This window comes from Thermococcus sp. PK (assembly GCF_000430485.1).
GTDB classification, from domain to species: domain Archaea; phylum Methanobacteriota_B; class Thermococci; order Thermococcales; family Thermococcaceae; genus Thermococcus_A; species Thermococcus_A bergensis.
Map to the genome: position 1 here is coordinate 937,271 of NZ_KE387149.1, position 15,892 is coordinate 953,162.

The window sequence follows — 15,892 nt, forward strand, 5'->3', positions numbered from 1 at the left end:
GAGGTTGGGTTATCTGCATGTGACTTTCGGGCCGAGGAACAGTGTTGAGCGCTGGTTTAGGACGTTGAAGGAGAGGACGAAGCGTTTCTGGAATAATTTCAGGGGTAAAGACTGGAGGAGGGTTCATAGGTTTGTTTTCTGTTTGCCTTCTGGTATAATTTTGTCAGAATTCATTCTAGTTTTGGTGATCCGCCTGGTGATGTTACTGAATGGCTTCAGGAGGTGATGCCCCAGTTATCCTAACAGTATCACTTTTAGTTCACATCTAATGGTTTTTTTTCTCTCAAAATAAAGTAATTCTCTAAAGACTTCTTTTTTCAAAATCAAGAAAGTATGACCCTAGTTCCCATTAGATCGTTAGAGTTATAAGCACTTAAGTTTTTTGGTTGATTGGTGGTTGTATTGAGTTTTCAGAGGGAAATCCTGATCATAAAATCCGAAATCTACCCGATAATCAGCAAACACTACCCGAAAAACACTCACAGGGAAATAATCAGCCTCTACGACCTAATAACCTTCGCAATACTAGCACACTTGCACTTTAACGGAGTTTACAAGCACGCTTACAGAGTCCTAATCGAAGAAATGAAGCTGTTCCCCAAAATCAGGTACAACAAACTAACAGAACGCTTGAACAGGCACGAAAAACTCCTGCTCCTAGCGCAGGAAGAATTATTCAAAAAACACGCCAGAGAATACGTTAGAATACTGGACTCAAAGCCCATTCAGACCAAGGAGTTGGCCAGAAAAAACAGGAAGGATAAGGAGGGTTCTTCAGAAGTCATCTCTGAAAAGCCCGCAGTTGGGTTTGTTCCCTCTAAAAAAAGTTTTACTATGGGTACAAGCTGACCTGTTACTCTGATGGAAATTTGCTGGCTTTACTGTCTGTTGATCCGGCGAATAAGCATGATGTGAGTGTTGTCCGGGAAAAGTTCTGGGTGATTGTTGAGGAGTTTTCCGGCTGTTTTCTGTTTTTGGATAAGGGGTATGTTAGCAGGGGGCTCGAGGAGGAATTTCTGAGGTTTGGCGTTGTTTACACGCCAGTAAAGCGGGGGAATCAGATTAGTAATCTGGAGGAGAAGAAGTTTTACAAGTACTTGTCTGACTTTCGCAGGAGGATTGAGACTTTGTTTTCGAAGTTTTCTGAGTTTCTTCTGAGGCCGAGCAGGAGTGTTAGTTTGAGGGGGTTAGCTGTCAGGATTTTAGGGGCGATTCTGGCCGTGAATCTGGACAGATTATACAACTTCACAGGTGGTGGGAACTAGGGTGAAAGTATGAAAACTTTTAGAGTGTTAGTAGTAATTCCTAAGAACTCAACACATAAACAAAAAAATATTCAGAGCAATATATAATAAAAAGAAAAACAAAAATTTCACTCTAAACTTATTCCCGCTTTTTCCAAAGCTTGCTTAACAGCCTCGTCGTCGGCGCCTCTCTCAATGTTAACCTTCTCTGGGAGAGGTTCAAGGTGCTTGATGTTCATCCTTCTCCTCTTCACCTTGTTCAATCCAGCGCCGGTAACGAGGACGAAGTTCTTGTCGATTATGTCAACAACAACTACCTTTTGTCCAGCCCTTCTTCCGGCAATAACAACGGCTAGCCTTCCAACATCAATTGCTGGCATTCATCCCACCTCCATCTTTTTTATTTCCCCGTGTCGCCATCGGGGTACAGGTGGTCGATGGCGGCCTTCACAATGGCGAAGACCCCATCGGGACCCCAATTGGCAGTGTTAATAACCAAATCATAAACTGAGAGATCGTTAATGTCAATCCCGTATAGGTTTAAATATCTTTTCCTGTTCTGCATTTCCCTTTCGGCAATTTGCATAAATGCCTCTTCAACACTTACGCCCTCTCTCTGTGCTACACGCTGAGCCCTAACTTGAATTGGTGCATCTAACCATATCTTCAAATCAGCATTTTTTACCATCCATCCCGCTAGACGCCCTTCAATAACCACATTGCATTCTTTTGCCGCTTCTACTTGCCTCTGGTCAACTTCCCTGTCTATTTCGGGGTGCATTTCAGCATATTTCTGGAACTCCTGGAGGGACATTCCCCTTTCCTGTGCCATCTGTCTGAATATTAAACCCGCATAAACGTGCTTAAAGCCGTAGTGTTTAGCTAGATTCCTGCAGAGAGTTGTAGTACCACTTCCTGCCAATCCGCTCACTGTGATCACTAGACATCCCTTAGGCATGGTGCATCCCTTTCGTCCAAGGTTAGAGTGCAGCCCTTACCTGGGCCTTCATGACTCTGCGCATGCAGCTTGGGCAGAGGTGTGGCATAGGCCTCTCGGGTCTTTTTTTAGTCTTGGGGAGCTTTCTTAACTCACTTGATCTTCCCCTTGGGATTCCGTTTAGTGGTCTTCCGCACATTGCACAGTGTGCTATTTTTGGCTTCTTCTTTTCAAAGTGTATTACAGTCCTTCCACCCGGAGTTCTAACGTACTTTCTTCTCCATGATCTTGACCTGTACATTGGTTTCATATTTCTCACCCCGCTTAGCTTTTTTGTGCAGCATTTTTAAATTTAACTAATATGAGTCCAAGAGCTTTCTCAAAACCTGACCGGTTATCATTGATGTCAAAATGTACCAGCCTATGTATCCCAGCTCATTCGCCTGAAGGGCAGAGTGGTAAAATCTGTGGAACCAGTCAAAGAGGAAAAAGTTGAACGGTGACTTCACGATTGCCGTTTCAACATACCACCTTCTCATCCACCCAAAGAATATGAAGAATATCGGCATTGTAAAAAGCATTGGTTTAAACATTGAGTCTTTCATGACTTCATTTTGGAGTCTTAAAAGCTCAAGCTGTTTTTGCTGAAGCTTCCTTAATTTCTTCTCGTCTCCAGCTTTTTGAGCTTCCTTCCATTCCTTCTGGAATTCCTTGCTCATTTTTTGTAACTTTTTCATTTTTTCTTGGTCTATCAGTATGTGATTGACTAATGTGAAAAAGGCACCAAGTATAATTCCCGAAATTGTTACTACCCACATTGGGTGAGCATTGGTAACTAAAGGACCAAATACTTTGTCAAGTGCAAGATATATTCCCTCAAGCATCTTCCTCCACCGCCAGATCAAGTATTTTTACCAGTTCATTAACAGCCTCTTCCAGACCTTTATCCTCATGATTTTCAATTATCTTTATAAGCGCATTGGAATGCATTGCATAACTTATTGCGGCAGCCCTATTTAAATCCTGATGTCTCTGAATTTGTTCCTCAGTTTCGACATCCCTATCTCTTTTCAGATCTCTTAATCTTCTTCCGAGTATTTCACTAGGCGTCGCCTCTATTATAACAACAAATCTCGGGTTTATAACCTCAATTACCTCCTTAGGAAAGCCGAGCATATACCCCAAAGGCGTTTTTATTGTAGCATGAGTATCGAGCAGTACGGGTTCTTCTCTAGATATCTCAAGGATTCGTTGGGCAGCTTTAAGCTGCAACTCCCTCTGCACCTTCAAGCTTAGTCTCCTCATCTCGTCTCTGTGGGTAACTAGCTTCGCCTTGACTGCTTCCTCGAACATTATATCCCCAAAGTTAACTACCCTAAATTTCGCTCGAGTCCTTTTCAAGGCCAGTTTTGTGATTGTGCTCTTTCCTACCCCCGGGATTCCCGTAATGACCACCACAAATGGCATATGCTATCACCCTGATCAAAACTCGCACTCCAGAGACTACAAAGAAAAATTGGTTTATAAGGTTTTTTAGAAAATGAATAATGAAAAAGAAACTCAACTAAAGAACCTGCGCAGTGCTGGGAACATCTCAGTGGCTTGCTCCCTTGCTATTTCTTCATAAAATCTGTATAAGATACCTACTGTAAGCAGTATTCCAGTTCCAGTTCCTAGTGCTCCAAGGAAGTCTGCTAATACCGCAACAACAGCCAAAGTGAATGCTCCCCAGAATGTAACGTAGGGTATGTACCTCTGCAGGACCCTTTCCAAGATTCTTGGGTCCCTTCTAAAGCCGGGTATTTGCAATCCCGCTCTTTGCAGTTGTCTTGCAATGCTCTTTGCGTCAAGTCCGGTGAGCTCAACCCATAGGAATCCAAAGAGTAATGAGAACATTATTGTGAGTATGGCATAAACCAAAGCCCTTAGCGGATCGGCTGTAACGCTGAATATATCACTAGGTGGTAGGACGTACCTTACAAACCCAGAAACTGCCGCTCCAGTTTCGTCAAAAGTTCCAAGGATTGGATGACCAAGTCTCTGTAATAGCCTGGCCCATAGCTGGATGTTTGCGTAAAGGGCAAATGTGAGTATGATCGGAATGTTGCTGACGTACATGAACCTTATTGGATATCTTCCTCTAACAGTTACCCTTCCGTAGCTGAGAGGAATCTCTACCCTCATGCTTTCCAAGTAAACAACTATTAGGAAGACAACTATTGTTGCCAAAACGCTGATCATATCTGGGAGTCCTCTTCTGTACAGTGCCCCGGTAATATCACCTTTAATTAAGTGCTGGATAAAGGCCGGAATAGCACCTATTATAGCGGGACCACCTGTTAAGGGGTCTATAGCTTGATTTGTTGTTAATGGGTTAAGGGCTCTAGTAACAATTGTCTGTGAGACTCCCGCAGCAATAAAGAGACTTATACCACTACCGATTCCCCACTTGCTCACAAGCTCATCCATAATCATTACCATTATTCCACCAAAGGCGAGCTGAAGCATGAGGAGTACCTTGATTGTTAACGTAGGGTTACCAAACGCTCCTGCAAATACGTAGATAGCTGCCTCAAAGAAGCACATGAATACTGCAAATACCTTCTGCAGAGCCTGATAAAACCTTCTATCCTCAGGATTTGAGAGGTCCAGCTTTATTATCTCTGAACCGACTAAAAGTTGCATGATAATTCCAGCGGTAACTATGGGACCGATACCAAGTGTTAATAGACTACCATTTCTACCTGCTAGGACCACTCTTAAAGTCTGGAAGTAGTCCTGTATTTCACCTGGAATTCCAAAAAGAGGTATCTGTGCCATAATAAAATACAGCAACAATGCAACTCCTGTCCAAGCGAATTTTTCCTTCAGCGGGACATGTCTTTTTGGCCTTTCAATTTCTGGAAACATGTGCTCTATTTTGTATATTATTTCCCTTGCTCCCATGGATTACACCCCAAAAATAATTATCCAAAAAGAGAAAGAAAAATCAAGCTATCAGCGCCTCTCCCCCGGCCTGAATAATCTTCTCCTCGGCCTTGGGGGAGAAGGCCCTGGCTTTAATTACGAGTGGCTTTGTGAGCTTTCCGCTTCCAAGCACCTTATCGGCAAACTGAGTTGTATCGACAATAATTCTTCCTTCCTCCTCGTAGGCAATACCGAGCTGCATGAGCTCATCAAGGTGCTCGTCAATGAATTTGAGGTTTACTGCAGTTATCTCTCTTTGAACTTCCACAGGCCTGCTGAAGCCCCTCTTACCCAAGTGATCAGGGGCATACTTGATGACCCATGTCCATTTAGCCTTGCTTCTTTTTCCAGTTCCTGCCATACCTCTACCGCCCTTGTGTCCTCCACCGCGGTGCTTCTTTTTGCATCCCCATCCATGAGTGTGGGAACCGCGAAGCTTTCTCACTTTTTTCTTTCTCCTAATCATCTCGCGCACCTCACAGCATTCTCTCTATAAGCTCGTTAATGGCCTCTCCTCTATATCCCAACGCGCCACCTTCTTTAAAGGTTCTCTTCTTACTTCCCATGCCGCCCCTTGCTGGGTGAAGTCTAAATACCGGCTTGAGTCCTGGCAGATCACTGAGCTTCATTTCTCCGTTGACTACTTTCTCAGCAAATTCTTTGATGCTCATGCCAAGTTTTTCCTGGACGTACTCCTCTGTAACTCTCTTGTTCCCGGGCAATCTTCCTCTCTTTTCTATAAGCTTTGCTAAGGTTTCGGCATTTATCTCTCCCCAAGTGATGTAGTCCTTTACCTTTTGTATCATTCCCTTGTAAGTTGGGGTGTCGTCAACGATCACAAGGTGGTTTATCTTGTGAAGCCTCAGCATTGCAAGGGTGTCTTTTACGGGTCTCTTAACATTCACTCTGCCCCTTATCCTAATCAAAGCAAGTTTTGCCATCCTCGTTCACCTCACAGCTCAAAGTTCTGTGGCATTTCTCTACCAACAACGATACCATAACGCTCGATCATCTCAGGCTTCACAGCGACACTGTTGGTGTTGTATAGTGCCTCAAACACTGCCTTTGCGAAGTTAACTGTGGTTCTTGTCTCACCCAATGTTTGTGACCACACGTCCTTGACTCCAGCTAGGCTGAGTATCTTCTTACCAACGTCACCGATAACGAGACCAAGTCCTCTCGGCCCTGGCATGAGCTTGACCTTTACACTACCGCTCTTACCTTCAACGGCGAATGGGATTGAGTGTGGTCTTCTACATCTGCACTCCCATGAACCACAGCCTCTCTTGATCTCAATTATGTTCATCTTAGCGTAGTTTATTGCCTTCCTTATGGCTATTCCAACTTCTCTTCCGTGACCAATTCCAAGTCCCACGTAACCGTCTCTGTTTCCTACCGCTGCCAGTACCCTAAACCTAACTCTCCTACCGCTGTCAGTCATTCTCACTGTAAGTGCTATGTCAAGTACTTCTTGGTTCTCACGTGCGTTGACTTCTGGGAGTAATACGTCAACAATTTCAGGCTCTTTTATTTGGTATCCCTTTCTAAAGACCTCGTGAATGTCAGTGATCTGGCCTTCTTTAACGAGCATACCGAGCTTTGTCTTGGGTTGCCACTCTTCTAAAACCCTTTGAGCGTATTCTTTCCACTCTTGGCTCATGCTCTCACCTTCTCAAATTTCTCAACGATTCTCGCCTTAACCTCTTCAAAGTGCTCGGGAAGCTTTTCAGGTTCGAGCCCCTTAACCAAGTAGCCTCCGAACTGCTTTCTGTACTTCTCTTCGTCCTCTTCCTTAAGCATCTTTGCATACTCAGCGATGTGTTCCCCTTTAATTCTGTACTCTTCCGGATAGATTTCCTCGCTGTGTGGAACCTCCAATCCCGCATCAACTGCTCCCTTGAGGACCGCAAAGATGCTTGATCCTCTGGTGGGCGGGTGAAGTCCTATGTCAAGGATCGCCTCTTCAATTCCCTTCTCAAGTGCCTTGTAGCCTATGAGCAACCCGAGGAGATAAGCGCTTGGAGTATTTCCACCGTGTCCCTTCCATCCAAAATCCCTCATGAGCTCTCTTGTGTGAGCTGAAACAACTGTTTTGTCGCCCTTTGGATCATACAGCACTATCTGAGCTATGTGATGGTTGAGGGTTTTTCTCACAACTAATCTGGGCTTGCCTGATTTAAGGAGTGCAAGCCTCTTGTGATAGTTAGTCTTACCTTCCCTTCTCCTTCTGAATGGAACCCTATATCTTGGTCCGTGTGCCATTTATATCACCTCTTCAATATCCCTTTCTCTTCCATGAACAGATAAAGCTGGTGTTTGCTCTTGAACTGTCCACCCTTGGCCCTTATGTAAAGGTTGCGGTAGGTGTGTTCATCAATCTTCTTCTCTGCCTTGAGCTTTCTAAGTTCCCTTCTAAGGGCTCTAATCGTCATCATCCATCTCTCTTTCTTGCCCATCCTTGCGGTCTTCTTACCCTTTCTGCTTCCATGTCCCCTGTGTCTTCCCTTCTTTCTCGCTTCTTGCCTAAGCTTTGCCCTGTACCTGCTCTGTCCCTTAATTGGCTTTTTCTTGATGACGCCTTCATTGATTAATCTTCTAATGTCCTCTCTTGTGATAGCGGACTTAACATCATCAATCCTTTCAGGGTCTATCCAAACCCTATTCTCGCCACATTTCAAAAGTTCAGCAGCAATCCTTCTCTGCATTTTGAGCATGACCTTCACCTCGCGTTGAGTACCTTAATACCCAATTCCTTGGCTCTCTCAATTATCATGAGTCTCTTCCTCTTTCCGACTGTTCTAGATATTCTAGCGGCCTGTCTGGTTGGGTCTATCATCTCAAGCTCTTTAACATTGTGTACCAGTACTTCCTCGTAACCGCTTGGGTGGAGCCCGCGAACGGCTTTTGGTGAGCTCCATCCAATGCTAGGTGATCTTGCCTTTCCTTTAAGCTTTAGCCTCATCTTGCTGTCTGTTCCCTTGGGTCTCCTCCACTTGGGATCATTCTTAAACTTGGGAAACCTCCACCATTCTTGCCTAAGAAACCTGGGCTTCTTCCTTTTGAGTTTGGCCCTTATCCTTAAGAGTCTCGCTTTTTCCATTAGTCTCACCTCAGAACTTTATAGGTTTACCAGCCTTTTCAACAATGTAAATACCATCTTGGAAGACTCTCCTATCCCTACCGGTAATTCTTGTCGCCTGCTCGATGTTTGCCGCAGTTTGTCCGACTTTTTCTTTGTCGATTCCCTCTACTATTATTTCGCCACCCATGACCTTTACTGTAACTCCGGGGAGTATCTCAGCAACTCTTGGTGCCTTTTCACCAAGGAAGTTTTCTATGTAAACTTTGTCACCTTGCACCTTGACTGTTATCGGGAAGTGGCTGTAAACAACCTTGAGCTTGTAAGTGAACCCTTCCGTGACACCCTTGATCATGTTCGTTATGTGTGCTTTGAATGTTCTTGCAATGGCTATATCCTTTCTCCTTGGGAAGTCCTTGTAGATAACAACCTTGCCGTCTTCAGTGAATATCTTAACCCCTGGATAGCTGAGTTCTCTCTCAACTTCTCCCTTTGGACCCTTTACCTTAACGACGTTACCGTTTATCTCGACGGTGACTCCTTCTGGAATTTCAACTTCTTCCCTCACCCATGCATCAATTGGCATTTCTCTCACCTCAGTAGACGTAGGCTATTAACCTTCCACCAATGCCCTTCTCAAGGGCTTCCTTGTGTGTCATAACACCTTGGGATGTGGAAACTATTAGAATACCAAACTCGAATGCTGGAAGGAATCTCTTTTCCCACTTTTCATATTCTCTAGCTTTCACTGAAAACCTCGGCTTTATTGCTCCTGCCTTGTTTATCTTTCCTAGGAGCTGAACCCTGTATATTCCTGCCCTTCCATCATCGATAAACTCAAACTCACCTATGTATCCGTTCTCTTGCATAACCCTAAGTACCTCTCCAATAAGCTTTGAGGCTGGCTTTATGTAAACCTCTTTCTTTCCAACTCTCTCGCTGTTTGTAATGTGAGATAAAGCATTTGCCAAAGGATCTAACAGAGTCATCCCATCTCACCTCAGTCGTATTTCTTAAATCCTAATTTTGGAGCTACCTCTCTAAAGCAGTGTCTGCAGAGCATTAGCCCGTGTATTCTGACTATCGGTCCAAATTGTCCACAGCGGATGCATCTTCTCGCGCCCTTACCAAACTTCCTCGGCTTTCTTTTGTTGTAATCAGCTTTCGCCATAATCATCCCTCCACAATCTGGACTCCAAACTCTTCCTGCATGAAAACCATACCCTCTTCTTTTGTAAGCTTGTGTCTTGTGGGGATGTGGTGCCTTCTCCTTTTCCTCTTTGCGATTCTGTATCCGGGTCTTTCAAGTGTTACACAGACGTCCATACCAAATATACCGATTTCTGGATCGTATTCCACTCCCGGAATGTTGATGTGTTCGTCAATACCAAAGCAAACGTTTCCGTGCTCATCAAAACTGGATTCTTTAAGTCTGTTGTCAACGGCAGCCAATAGCCTTTTGAGCATGTCGTAGGCTTTTTGACCCCTTAGGGTCACCTTAACCGCTATCGGCTCGCCTCTTCTAATTCCAAAGTCCCTGTTTGTTTTCTTTGCCTTCCTCCTTATTGGCTTCTGACCAACAAGTGATTCTAACATTGTCTCAGCCTTTGTAAGTCTCTCACCACTCTCACCAACACCAATGTTTATGGTGACTTTGGCTATCCTAGGCCTTCTCATAGGGTGAGCTTCCCAATCCGCCAAGATTGCCTCTCTGTTAGCTATCATTCCTTTTCACCTCACGGTAATGAAATCTTTGGTTCATCTTTACCCAACACAAATGCGTAATCTTTCAAGGTGTCGAAGAGCTCGCCTTCTTTGTCCTCAATGGTGACCACATCTGGCCATCCACCTGGGAAGTTTCTGACTTCAACGATTTTTCCTACCCTTGCGACGTTCTTACCCTGAACGACGAACACATAAGCACCAATTTCGAATGGGAGTACTTCAATTATCTCCCTCTCCGGGACCTTCATTAGGACTGTGTCCGCGGTTTTGAACTTGTCTTTGGTTTCATCCGTAAGTGAACTGAGCTTGATTAAGTGGTTTGTTCCATCGTGGAAGTTGAGCTGCAAGTTTCCTCCCTTTACCATTCTCTTGTTGTTTATCCTCAGCGGTTTTATCTTTGCCTCTTCTTCGCTTATTGGGTGGAGAATAAGCTTTCCAATTCTGTTTGGAAATACTCTGTAGTGTTCCCCAGTTTCAGGTATTGAGACAACGTCCATGATACCAACTGGGAACTTGTAGTCCTTTCTAACCTTTCCATCCACAAGCACTTTTCCTTCGTTGAGGATTTTTCTTGCTTCCCTACCGGTCTTTGCGTATCCAAGGTAGTCCCTAATTATGTAGATGAGGGGAATTGATGTTTTCATGTTGTGCGGACCGGGGGAAGGTCTTACTGCCCACTTGTATGCCTTTCTCTCAATGTACCATTGAGTTGGAGCAGCAAGCCTCTTTAAGTGCCTCTTAGCACCTTTCCTCGCCATTTTCAAGCCCTCCTCTCAATTATCTTCTTTCTTCTCTCATCTTCAAGGTTCAGTTCAACAATCATAACATTTGATGGGTGTATCGGGTAGAACACCTCAGTCCCGTTAACCTTCTTAAGAGTTGCTCCCTCAACGTGAATCCTGTATCTCTTGAGGTCAACTTCTACGACTTTTCCTTCATGTCCCTTGAAGTCCCCTCTCATTATTTTTACTTTGTCGCCAGTCCTAATTGGAAGGGCTCTAATGCCGTACTTCTGTCTAAGTTCTTTTGAAAGGGTAGCACTGACTATCTTGTGTCTTAGATGAAGGGGAGCATTATACAAAAACTTCCTTTGCTTTCTTGGTTGTTTGCTCTTTAATTTCATCTCTCTCACCTCACAATATTATGCTCGCCATACTTCCAACTCTAACCCACTTCTCAGCGGCTTCTCTCGCAACAGGTCCTCTAACTTCGGTTCCTCTTGGAACACCTTCGGGTGTTGTAATAACGGCTGCATTGTCTTCAAATTTTACTCTCATCCCATCAAGCCTCTTGTACTCTTTTCTCTGTCTTATGATAACTGCCCTAACAACTTGGTGCCTCATATCAGGCCTTCCCTTCTTTACTGCTGCAATTACCATATCTCCGACGCCTGCTGAAGCAAGTCTCCTTCTAACACCTTTGTAGCCTACTACCCCAATTATCTGTATTACCTTTGCACCTGAGTTGTCTGCTACGTGGAGGTAGGCTCCAATTGGTAATGCCCTTGTAGGCCTAACTGGGGAGACACCCCTCGTAGCACCAGCACCTTTCTTTGCCATTATATTCACCTCTCCTCAGCTTTTTGAACAACTGCAACAACTACAAAGCTCTTTGTCTTGCTGAGGGGTCTAGTTTCAGCTATGATAACTTTGTCCCCCGGCTTTGCGTTGATGCATGGTGGGTTGTGGGCGTGTATTTTGCTTCTTCTGAGCTCATAACGCTCGTATTTCTTCAGATAGTGATAGTGCTGTCTCTCAACGGTAACTGTGTGTCTTGGCTTGTCGCTGACAACAACTCCCTCAAACACTCTACCGTGCACCTTAATGTGTCCGTGCCACGGGCACTTTGGGTCATCACACTTTTCCGCGGGAGGTTGTATCTTCAATCCAATGTCTCTCATCTTTTTCACCTCTTTTTTAATCTCATCTCAGGCCTTCCAATCAGGGCTTCTCCCTTTATTCGTATTTTTTTATCGTCAATTTCAAACTCAAATTCGGCAACATTCTTGGGAACTACCCACACCTTTTCTCCGAGGATTGTGAGGGTGTTTCTCGTCTCGTCGATCACATATCCCTCAATCCCTACCAACCCCGGATGAGAGCTTTTAACGACTTTGACTTTTAGGCCTATGAGCTCATGCAGTGCTATTGTTTTTCTGGTCACTCGACCTCTATTAATTCCTCTGAAAATCCGAGTTCTGCCAATAAGCGCTTCACCCTTTCTCTGTGATCTCCTTGGAGCTCTATTCTTCCGTTTTTGGCTGTTCCTCCGCATGCCAGCTTCGCCTTGAGCTTTTTTGCAATCTCTTCAAGGTCAAATTCTTTCTCGTCAATTCCCTCTATTATGGTCTTGAGCTTCCCATAACGGGCCTTTTCAATATAGACCCTAATCCTTTGCTGTTCTTTTAACACCTCTTTAAATAGCATCTCATCCAGGGGGTTCACAATCCTAGGCACTAAACATCACCCTTTTCTCCTCAACTTTTCCCTCTTGATTGTTAAAAGGCGGGCAATATCCCTTCTAAGGTTCCTGATAACCATTGGGTTTTCCATGGATGTTCCCATTGTGAGCATTCCTCTTTCCTTTGCAAGCTCAAGTCTAAGCTCTCTAATTTTAGCGTCGATCTCTTCTATACTCATCTCTCTAATCTCACTTGGCTTCATTGCTCACTCACCTCTTCTTCAGTTGGCTTTTCGATGATCTCAATTTCATCAGGAAGTCTAGCATCTGGCGGCATAATTGAAACTTTCACTCCAAGGACACCAAGCTTCAGCAATGCCTGTGCATATCCCCTTGAAACCAAAGTTTCAGCTGGGTTTCCAACTTTCGCAATGTATCCTTGGTAGAATCTAACACTTTTAGCTCTTTCTCCTGTAAGCTTACCGCTTATTCTAATCTCCACACCTCTTGCGCCATTGCTCATAATTGCCCTTATTGCAGCATATGCGGCCCTTCTGAAGTGGACTCCCCTTTCCAATGCCTGGGCAAGCCTTGTTGCTTGAACCTTAGCGTTAAAGTAGGGGTTCTTGATTTCCTCAACCTCTATCTGGGGATTTTCCAAACCAAATTGTCTCTCCAGTACCCTCGTAAGCTCCCTTATTTTTCTTCCGCCTCTTCCTATAACGAAACCTGGTCTTTCGACAAATATAACAACCTTTGTCCCGAGAGGAGTCTTCTTGATGTCAAGTCCTCCATAACCAGCTCTTCTAAGCTCTTTCTCAAGGTATTCATCGATGAGCATTTCCTTAATGCTTTCCTTTATGAAATATCTCTCGATTGCCATGAGCTCACCTCCTAATCTCCTCAACAACTATCTCAATGTGGGTTGTCTGTTCGTTGAATGGTGTGGCTCTTCCAAAAGCCCTTGGTATGTATCCCCTAAGCACTGGTCCTCTGTGAGCTGCAGCATGGATGATCTTTAGCCTATCTGGATCAAGACCCTTCTGCTCTGCGTTGTTTTTGGCGTTGAGGAGAATCTTTTTGATTTCCTTAGCAACCTTTACTGGATATCTACCAGGGCCGAAACCCCTTCCCCTCTTGTGTCCCTGTGAGTCGTGGAACCTTCTGAGGTGGATAGGTCTTCTCTTGGCTATCACATCATCAAGGAGCCTTATGGCATCGTTGAGCATCATTCCTCTAATTTCCCTGCAGACTTCTATTGAAAGCTTGGGGGATATTCTCAAATCTCTCCCGCTTGCCTTTGCCATTCTCTCTGGGTCAAAATTTTGGAAAGAGTAGGAAAACCTTGCCATTATCTACCACCTCACTTGATTGCAACGAACATTGATGATCTTGTAGCACCAACACCAGGTGAACCGTGTTGGACTCTCTTTCTTGTTAAAGCAAATTCTCCAAGGTAATGTCCAATCATCTCTTCCTTAATCTCTACTGGGACAAACTCCTTTCCGTTGTGGACGTAAATTGTGATTCCTACCATCTCTGGAAGGATAACCATGTCCCTGCTGTGAGTTCTTATTGGTTTCTTGTATTTGCCCTTCTTTGCCAACCTGATCTTTCTAAGGAGCTTCTTCTGTTCAGGGGTTAATCCTCTCTTGAGGCTCCTCCTCTGTCTTGAGGGGAAAAGCTTAGCTAAATCTTCAAGAGACATGTTCATTAGTTCCTCGAAAGTATAACCGCGATATTTAAATTCCTTCTTTGCCATTTATACCACCTCACTTTCTCCTTCCGGTTCTTCTCGCAGCGATATGACCGACTTTTCTTCCAGGTGGAGCTCTCCTTGAGACTGTACTTGGCTTACCAATGTGGTGCTCCTTACCACCGTGTGGGTGGTTGACTGCGTTCATCTTTACACCTCTTGGCTTGGGCCAGAACCTGTTTCTTGCCTTCATTATGTAGTATGCCTTACCTGCCTTAACTATTGGCTTTTCAAGTCTACCTCCACCGGCAACTACACCAATTGTGGCCCTGCACATTGGATTGAAGGTCTTAAGTTCACCGCTTGGCAACTGAACAATTACTCTGTTCTTCTCTTTTGAAACAACTAGAGCATAGCTTCCTCCAGCTCTCACGTACTTTCCACCATCGCCCGGAAAACCTTCAATGTTGTAAACATATGTACCCTCTGGGATCTTAGCAAGTGGAAGTGTGTTTCCAATTGCTATTGGAGCCTCAGGCCCAATGTAAACCTCCTGACCAACTAAAAGTCCTTCTGGGGCAAGGACGAGCTTCTCGAGACCGTTCTCAAACTTGACCTTAGCAACTGGTGCAGTTCTTCCCGGGTCGTGGAGTATCTCAACTACCCTACCCGCAAGGGTCTTTTCTTGGGTGAAATTCAGGGGGATGTACTTGACAGCACCCCTATATCTGTGAGACGGTGCTCTGAAGGTTGTTGTTCCTTTTCCTCTCCTCTGTTGAATCAAACTCTTACCCATTCTCACTCACCTCAGAACAATCCTATTCTAGCAGCAACCTCACTTGCGCTATACTCAGGCTTCAATTTCACGTAAGCCTTCTTTTCACCTTTCATTGTTATGAGTGTGTTGACTTTCTCAACTTTGACTTTGTATATTTCCTCGACAGCCCTCTTTATATCCTGCTTTGTGGCTCTTCTGTCTACTATAAAGGTGAGCTTGTTTTCTCTCTCAACCATTGAAATTGCCTTTTCCGTGACTACAGGCCTTATAATAACCTTGTACGGATCCATCACTCATCACCCGTAAATCTCCCTCAATCTCTCTATTGCTCCCTTCGTCCATATTGTGAGCCTTCCGGGGTGTGCACCTGGGGCTAACAGCTCTACGCCCAAGTTGTCCACTAAGACCACATCAACACCCGGGTGGTTTCTTGCTCCCTGGATGATTCCCTCGTTTTTGGCAACTACGATAAGTGGGCCCTTTGCTTTCTTGTATCTCCTGCCCCTCATCTTACCCTTTCCGGCTCTCACTTTGGTGTTTTTCTTTGCCCTCTCAATATCGTCCCAAACGCCGAGCTTCTTGAAGATCTCTCTGGTCTTTGCAGTCTTGTAGACCTTTTCGAGCTCATCTTCCACCACGAGGGGAACCTGAGGCAGATTATCAATTATGTGGCCCCTCGCCTTAACTAAATCGTAGTTTGCAGTTGCAGCTATGGCACTCATCAAAGCAAGTCTTCTCTCCTTCTTGTTGATGTCTTCCCATATGATTTTCTCTACTTTTGGTGGGTGAGTTCTTCTACCACCTCTGGCAAATGGGACGAACGCTGCGAACCTTGGAGAAGTCTTTATTCTTTCAACTCTTGCCATACCGTGGCCTTTTCCGATGTTCTCAGTAACCCTCCTCTTACCAGCGAGGGGGTCTCTCCCCTGTGGTTGTATGCGGTGGGTCCATGAAGCGATGACAGCTCTCTTAATGAGATCTGGTCTGAAAGGTGTTTGGAATACCTTTGGGAGTTCGATTTCTTCAATTGGCTCGCCATCGAGTGAAAATACCTTAACTTTCATAA

General features: G+C 44.6%; 30 protein-coding genes and 1 pseudogene. 2 read left to right on the plus strand and 29 right to left on the minus strand.

Features of this window, described 5'->3' with window-relative positions; translation table 11 throughout:
- Positions 1-243, plus strand: a pseudogene (locus tag THEPK_RS13090) (IS6 family transposase); the annotation flags it as partial.
- 150 nt (positions 244-393) lie between these two features.
- A protein-coding gene (locus tag THEPK_RS12655; protein WP_156882154.1) for an IS982 family transposase occupies positions 394-1,265 on the plus strand; the annotation gives its coding sequence in 2 pieces (ribosomal slippage) (positions 394-819 and positions 822-1,265; 870 coding nt in all).
- 107 nt (positions 1,266-1,372) lie between these two features.
- Here THEPK_RS12655 and THEPK_RS07115 read toward each other — a convergent pair.
- From THEPK_RS07115 to rpl4p, 29 genes are all read right to left on the minus strand, one after another.
- The gene (locus THEPK_RS07115) at positions 1,373-1,624 is read right to left on the minus strand and encodes a 50S ribosomal protein L14e (protein ID WP_042700002.1); all 252 of its coding nucleotides are present in this window, start codon (positions 1,622-1,624) and stop codon (positions 1,373-1,375) included.
- A gap of 20 nt (positions 1,625-1,644) precedes the next feature.
- Positions 1,645-2,202 carry a (d)CMP kinase gene (gene cmk, locus THEPK_RS07120; RefSeq protein WP_042700004.1) on the minus strand — a complete coding sequence of 186 codons (558 nt, stop codon included), beginning with the start codon at positions 2,200-2,202 and terminating at the stop codon, positions 1,645-1,647.
- Positions 2,203-2,224: 22 nt separating this feature from the next.
- On the minus strand, positions 2,225-2,491 hold the full coding sequence (locus THEPK_RS07125; RefSeq protein WP_004068290.1) for a 50S ribosomal protein L34e: 267 nt from the start codon (positions 2,489-2,491) through the stop codon (positions 2,225-2,227).
- 46 nt (positions 2,492-2,537) lie between these two features.
- The gene (locus tag THEPK_RS07130; protein ID WP_042700008.1) at positions 2,538-3,065 is read right to left on the minus strand and encodes a DUF106 domain-containing protein; all 528 of its coding nucleotides are present in this window, start codon (positions 3,063-3,065) and stop codon (positions 2,538-2,540) included.
- On the minus strand, positions 3,058-3,648 hold the full coding sequence (locus THEPK_RS07135) for an adenylate kinase (protein ID WP_042700011.1): 591 nt from the start codon (positions 3,646-3,648) through the stop codon (positions 3,058-3,060). The genes THEPK_RS07130 and THEPK_RS07135 overlap by 8 nt, the downstream gene beginning before the upstream one ends.
- Positions 3,649-3,741: 93 nt before the next feature.
- Positions 3,742-5,127: a preprotein translocase subunit SecY gene (secY, locus tag THEPK_RS07140; protein WP_042700014.1), complete on the minus strand. Its 1,386-nt coding sequence runs from the start codon at positions 5,125-5,127 to the stop codon at positions 3,742-3,744.
- Positions 5,128-5,170: 43 nt separating this feature from the next.
- A complete protein-coding gene (locus tag THEPK_RS07145; protein ID WP_042700017.1) occupies positions 5,171-5,614 on the minus strand; it encodes an uL15m family ribosomal protein in 444 nt (147 codons plus the stop codon).
- A gap of 10 nt (positions 5,615-5,624) precedes the next feature.
- A complete protein-coding gene (locus THEPK_RS07150) occupies positions 5,625-6,089 on the minus strand; it encodes a 50S ribosomal protein L30 (RefSeq protein WP_042700020.1) in 465 nt (154 codons plus the stop codon).
- 11 nt (positions 6,090-6,100) lie between these two features.
- Positions 6,101-6,808, minus strand: coding sequence for a 30S ribosomal protein S5 (rpsE, locus tag THEPK_RS07155; protein ID WP_042700022.1), 708 nt, complete (start codon positions 6,806-6,808; stop codon positions 6,101-6,103).
- Positions 6,805-7,410, minus strand: a complete 606-nt coding sequence (locus THEPK_RS07160; protein WP_042700025.1) for a 50S ribosomal protein L18 — start codon at positions 7,408-7,410, stop codon at positions 6,805-6,807. Before THEPK_RS07160 ends, rpsE begins: the two co-directional genes overlap by 4 nt.
- A gap of 5 nt (positions 7,411-7,415) precedes the next feature.
- Entirely contained in the window at positions 7,416-7,862 is a 447-nt protein-coding gene (locus THEPK_RS07165) for a 50S ribosomal protein L19e (protein ID WP_042700027.1), read from the minus strand.
- 5 nt (positions 7,863-7,867) lie between these two features.
- Positions 7,868-8,248 carry a 50S ribosomal protein L32e gene (locus THEPK_RS07170; protein ID WP_042700030.1) on the minus strand — a complete coding sequence of 127 codons (381 nt, stop codon included), beginning with the start codon at positions 8,246-8,248 and terminating at the stop codon, positions 7,868-7,870.
- Positions 8,249-8,258: 10 nt separating this feature from the next.
- A complete protein-coding gene (locus THEPK_RS07175) occupies positions 8,259-8,813 on the minus strand; it encodes a 50S ribosomal protein L6 (protein WP_042700033.1) in 555 nt (184 codons plus the stop codon).
- A 10-nt stretch (positions 8,814-8,823) separates the two neighbouring features.
- The gene (locus THEPK_RS07180) at positions 8,824-9,216 is read right to left on the minus strand and encodes a 30S ribosomal protein S8 (RefSeq protein ID WP_042700036.1); all 393 of its coding nucleotides are present in this window, start codon (positions 9,214-9,216) and stop codon (positions 8,824-8,826) included.
- 11 nt (positions 9,217-9,227) lie between these two features.
- Positions 9,228-9,398 (minus strand): 30S ribosomal protein S14, encoded by a 171-nt coding sequence (locus tag THEPK_RS07185; RefSeq protein WP_004068318.1) that lies wholly within the window; start codon positions 9,396-9,398, stop codon positions 9,228-9,230.
- A 2-nt stretch (positions 9,399-9,400) separates the two neighbouring features.
- Complete coding sequence (locus THEPK_RS07190) at positions 9,401-9,952, minus strand: 50S ribosomal protein L5 (RefSeq protein WP_042700040.1); 552 nt, start codon at positions 9,950-9,952, stop codon at positions 9,401-9,403.
- 11 nt (positions 9,953-9,963) lie between these two features.
- Positions 9,964-10,710 carry a 30S ribosomal protein S4e gene (locus THEPK_RS07195; protein WP_042700043.1) on the minus strand — a complete coding sequence of 249 codons (747 nt, stop codon included), beginning with the start codon at positions 10,708-10,710 and terminating at the stop codon, positions 9,964-9,966.
- A gap of 2 nt (positions 10,711-10,712) precedes the next feature.
- A complete protein-coding gene (gene rplX, locus THEPK_RS07200) occupies positions 10,713-11,075 on the minus strand; it encodes a 50S ribosomal protein L24 (protein ID WP_042700046.1) in 363 nt (120 codons plus the stop codon).
- A gap of 10 nt (positions 11,076-11,085) precedes the next feature.
- The gene (locus THEPK_RS07205; protein WP_042700049.1) at positions 11,086-11,511 is read right to left on the minus strand and encodes a 50S ribosomal protein L14; all 426 of its coding nucleotides are present in this window, start codon (positions 11,509-11,511) and stop codon (positions 11,086-11,088) included.
- A gap of 5 nt (positions 11,512-11,516) precedes the next feature.
- On the minus strand, positions 11,517-11,852 hold the full coding sequence (locus THEPK_RS07210; protein WP_042700052.1) for a 30S ribosomal protein S17: 336 nt from the start codon (positions 11,850-11,852) through the stop codon (positions 11,517-11,519).
- A 5-nt stretch (positions 11,853-11,857) separates the two neighbouring features.
- Entirely contained in the window at positions 11,858-12,226 is a 369-nt protein-coding gene (locus THEPK_RS07215; RefSeq protein ID WP_083965046.1) for a ribonuclease P protein component 1, read from the minus strand.
- On the minus strand, positions 12,112-12,378 hold the full coding sequence (gene yciH / locus THEPK_RS07220) for a stress response translation initiation inhibitor YciH (RefSeq protein WP_152879226.1): 267 nt from the start codon (positions 12,376-12,378) through the stop codon (positions 12,112-12,114). The genes THEPK_RS07215 and yciH overlap by 115 nt, the downstream gene beginning before the upstream one ends.
- A gap of 36 nt (positions 12,379-12,414) precedes the next feature.
- A complete protein-coding gene (rpmC, locus tag THEPK_RS07225; RefSeq protein ID WP_042700061.1) occupies positions 12,415-12,615 on the minus strand; it encodes a 50S ribosomal protein L29 in 201 nt (66 codons plus the stop codon).
- Positions 12,612-13,235 (minus strand): 30S ribosomal protein S3, encoded by a 624-nt coding sequence (locus THEPK_RS07230; RefSeq protein ID WP_042700063.1) that lies wholly within the window; start codon positions 13,233-13,235, stop codon positions 12,612-12,614. Before THEPK_RS07230 ends, rpmC begins: the two co-directional genes overlap by 4 nt.
- Positions 13,236-13,239: 4 nt before the next feature.
- Positions 13,240-13,704, minus strand: coding sequence for a 50S ribosomal protein L22 (gene rplV / locus THEPK_RS07235; protein WP_042700067.1), 465 nt, complete (start codon positions 13,702-13,704; stop codon positions 13,240-13,242).
- Positions 13,705-13,715: 11 nt separating this feature from the next.
- Entirely contained in the window at positions 13,716-14,114 is a 399-nt protein-coding gene (locus THEPK_RS07240; protein WP_042700070.1) for a 30S ribosomal protein S19, read from the minus strand.
- A gap of 10 nt (positions 14,115-14,124) precedes the next feature.
- Positions 14,125-14,844, minus strand: a complete 720-nt coding sequence (locus THEPK_RS07245; protein ID WP_042700073.1) for a 50S ribosomal protein L2 — start codon at positions 14,842-14,844, stop codon at positions 14,125-14,127.
- 11 nt (positions 14,845-14,855) lie between these two features.
- Positions 14,856-15,116 carry a 50S ribosomal protein L23 gene (locus tag THEPK_RS07250; RefSeq protein ID WP_042700076.1) on the minus strand — a complete coding sequence of 87 codons (261 nt, stop codon included), beginning with the start codon at positions 15,114-15,116 and terminating at the stop codon, positions 14,856-14,858.
- A gap of 6 nt (positions 15,117-15,122) precedes the next feature.
- On the minus strand, positions 15,123-15,890 hold the full coding sequence (rpl4p, locus tag THEPK_RS07255; protein ID WP_042700079.1) for a 50S ribosomal protein L4: 768 nt from the start codon (positions 15,888-15,890) through the stop codon (positions 15,123-15,125).
- Positions 15,891-15,892 lie beyond the last annotated feature (2 nt).

Coding starts and splice junctions, on each gene's coding strand:
- THEPK_RS07115 (WP_042700002.1), bottom strand. CDS start 1,624: ATGCCAGCAATTGATGTTGGAAGGCTAGCCGTTGTTATTGCCGGAAGA.
- cmk (WP_042700004.1), bottom strand. CDS start 2,202: ATGCCTAAGGGATGTCTAGTGATCACAGTGAGCGGATTGGCAGGAAGT.
- THEPK_RS07125 (WP_004068290.1), bottom strand. CDS start 2,491: ATGAAACCAATGTACAGGTCAAGATCATGGAGAAGAAAGTACGTTAGA.
- THEPK_RS07130 (WP_042700008.1), bottom strand. CDS start 3,065: ATGCTTGAGGGAATATATCTTGCACTTGACAAAGTATTTGGTCCTTTA.
- THEPK_RS07135 (WP_042700011.1), bottom strand. CDS start 3,648: ATGCCATTTGTGGTGGTCATTACGGGAATCCCGGGGGTAGGAAAGAGC.
- secY (WP_042700014.1), bottom strand. CDS start 5,127: ATGGGAGCAAGGGAAATAATATACAAAATAGAGCACATGTTTCCAGAA.
- THEPK_RS07145 (WP_042700017.1), bottom strand. CDS start 5,614: ATGATTAGGAGAAAGAAAAAAGTGAGAAAGCTTCGCGGTTCCCACACT.
- THEPK_RS07150 (WP_042700020.1), bottom strand. CDS start 6,089: ATGGCAAAACTTGCTTTGATTAGGATAAGGGGCAGAGTGAATGTTAAG.
- rpsE (WP_042700022.1), bottom strand. CDS start 6,808: ATGAGCCAAGAGTGGAAAGAATACGCTCAAAGGGTTTTAGAAGAGTGG.
- THEPK_RS07160 (WP_042700025.1), bottom strand. CDS start 7,410: ATGGCACACGGACCAAGATATAGGGTTCCATTCAGAAGGAGAAGGGAA.
- THEPK_RS07165 (WP_042700027.1), bottom strand. CDS start 7,862: ATGCTCAAAATGCAGAGAAGGATTGCTGCTGAACTTTTGAAATGTGGC.
- THEPK_RS07170 (WP_042700030.1), bottom strand. CDS start 8,248: ATGGAAAAAGCGAGACTCTTAAGGATAAGGGCCAAACTCAAAAGGAAG.
- THEPK_RS07175 (WP_042700033.1), bottom strand. CDS start 8,813: ATGCCAATTGATGCATGGGTGAGGGAAGAAGTTGAAATTCCAGAAGGA.
- THEPK_RS07180 (WP_042700036.1), bottom strand. CDS start 9,216: ATGACTCTGTTAGATCCTTTGGCAAATGCTTTATCTCACATTACAAAC.
- THEPK_RS07185 (WP_004068318.1), bottom strand. CDS start 9,398: ATGGCGAAAGCTGATTACAACAAAAGAAAGCCGAGGAAGTTTGGTAAG.
- THEPK_RS07190 (WP_042700040.1), bottom strand. CDS start 9,952: ATGATAGCTAACAGAGAGGCAATCTTGGCGGATTGGGAAGCTCACCCT.
- THEPK_RS07195 (WP_042700043.1), bottom strand. CDS start 10,710: ATGGCGAGGAAAGGTGCTAAGAGGCACTTAAAGAGGCTTGCTGCTCCA.
- rplX (WP_042700046.1), bottom strand. CDS start 11,075: ATGAAATTAAAGAGCAAACAACCAAGAAAGCAAAGGAAGTTTTTGTAT.
- THEPK_RS07205 (WP_042700049.1), bottom strand. CDS start 11,511: ATGGCAAAGAAAGGTGCTGGTGCTACGAGGGGTGTCTCCCCAGTTAGG.
- THEPK_RS07210 (WP_042700052.1), bottom strand. CDS start 11,852: ATGAGAGACATTGGATTGAAGATACAACCTCCCGCGGAAAAGTGTGAT.
- THEPK_RS07215 (WP_083965046.1), bottom strand. CDS start 12,226: ATGCGGAGGAACAGCCAAAAACGGAAGAATAGAGCTCCAAGGAGATCA.
- yciH (WP_152879226.1), bottom strand. CDS start 12,378: ATGCTATTTAAAGAGGTGTTAAAAGAACAGCAAAGGATTAGGGTCTAT.
- rpmC (WP_042700061.1), bottom strand. CDS start 12,615: ATGAAGCCAAGTGAGATTAGAGAGATGAGTATAGAAGAGATCGACGCT.
- THEPK_RS07230 (WP_042700063.1), bottom strand. CDS start 13,235: ATGGCAATCGAGAGATATTTCATAAAGGAAAGCATTAAGGAAATGCTC.
- rplV (WP_042700067.1), bottom strand. CDS start 13,704: ATGGCAAGGTTTTCCTACTCTTTCCAAAATTTTGACCCAGAGAGAATG.
- THEPK_RS07240 (WP_042700070.1), bottom strand. CDS start 14,114: ATGGCAAAGAAGGAATTTAAATATCGCGGTTATACTTTCGAGGAACTA.
- THEPK_RS07245 (WP_042700073.1), bottom strand. CDS start 14,844: ATGGGTAAGAGTTTGATTCAACAGAGGAGAGGAAAAGGAACAACAACC.
- THEPK_RS07250 (WP_042700076.1), bottom strand. CDS start 15,116: ATGGATCCGTACAAGGTTATTATAAGGCCTGTAGTCACGGAAAAGGCA.
- rpl4p (WP_042700079.1), bottom strand. CDS start 15,890: ATGAAAGTTAAGGTATTTTCACTCGATGGCGAGCCAATTGAAGAAATC.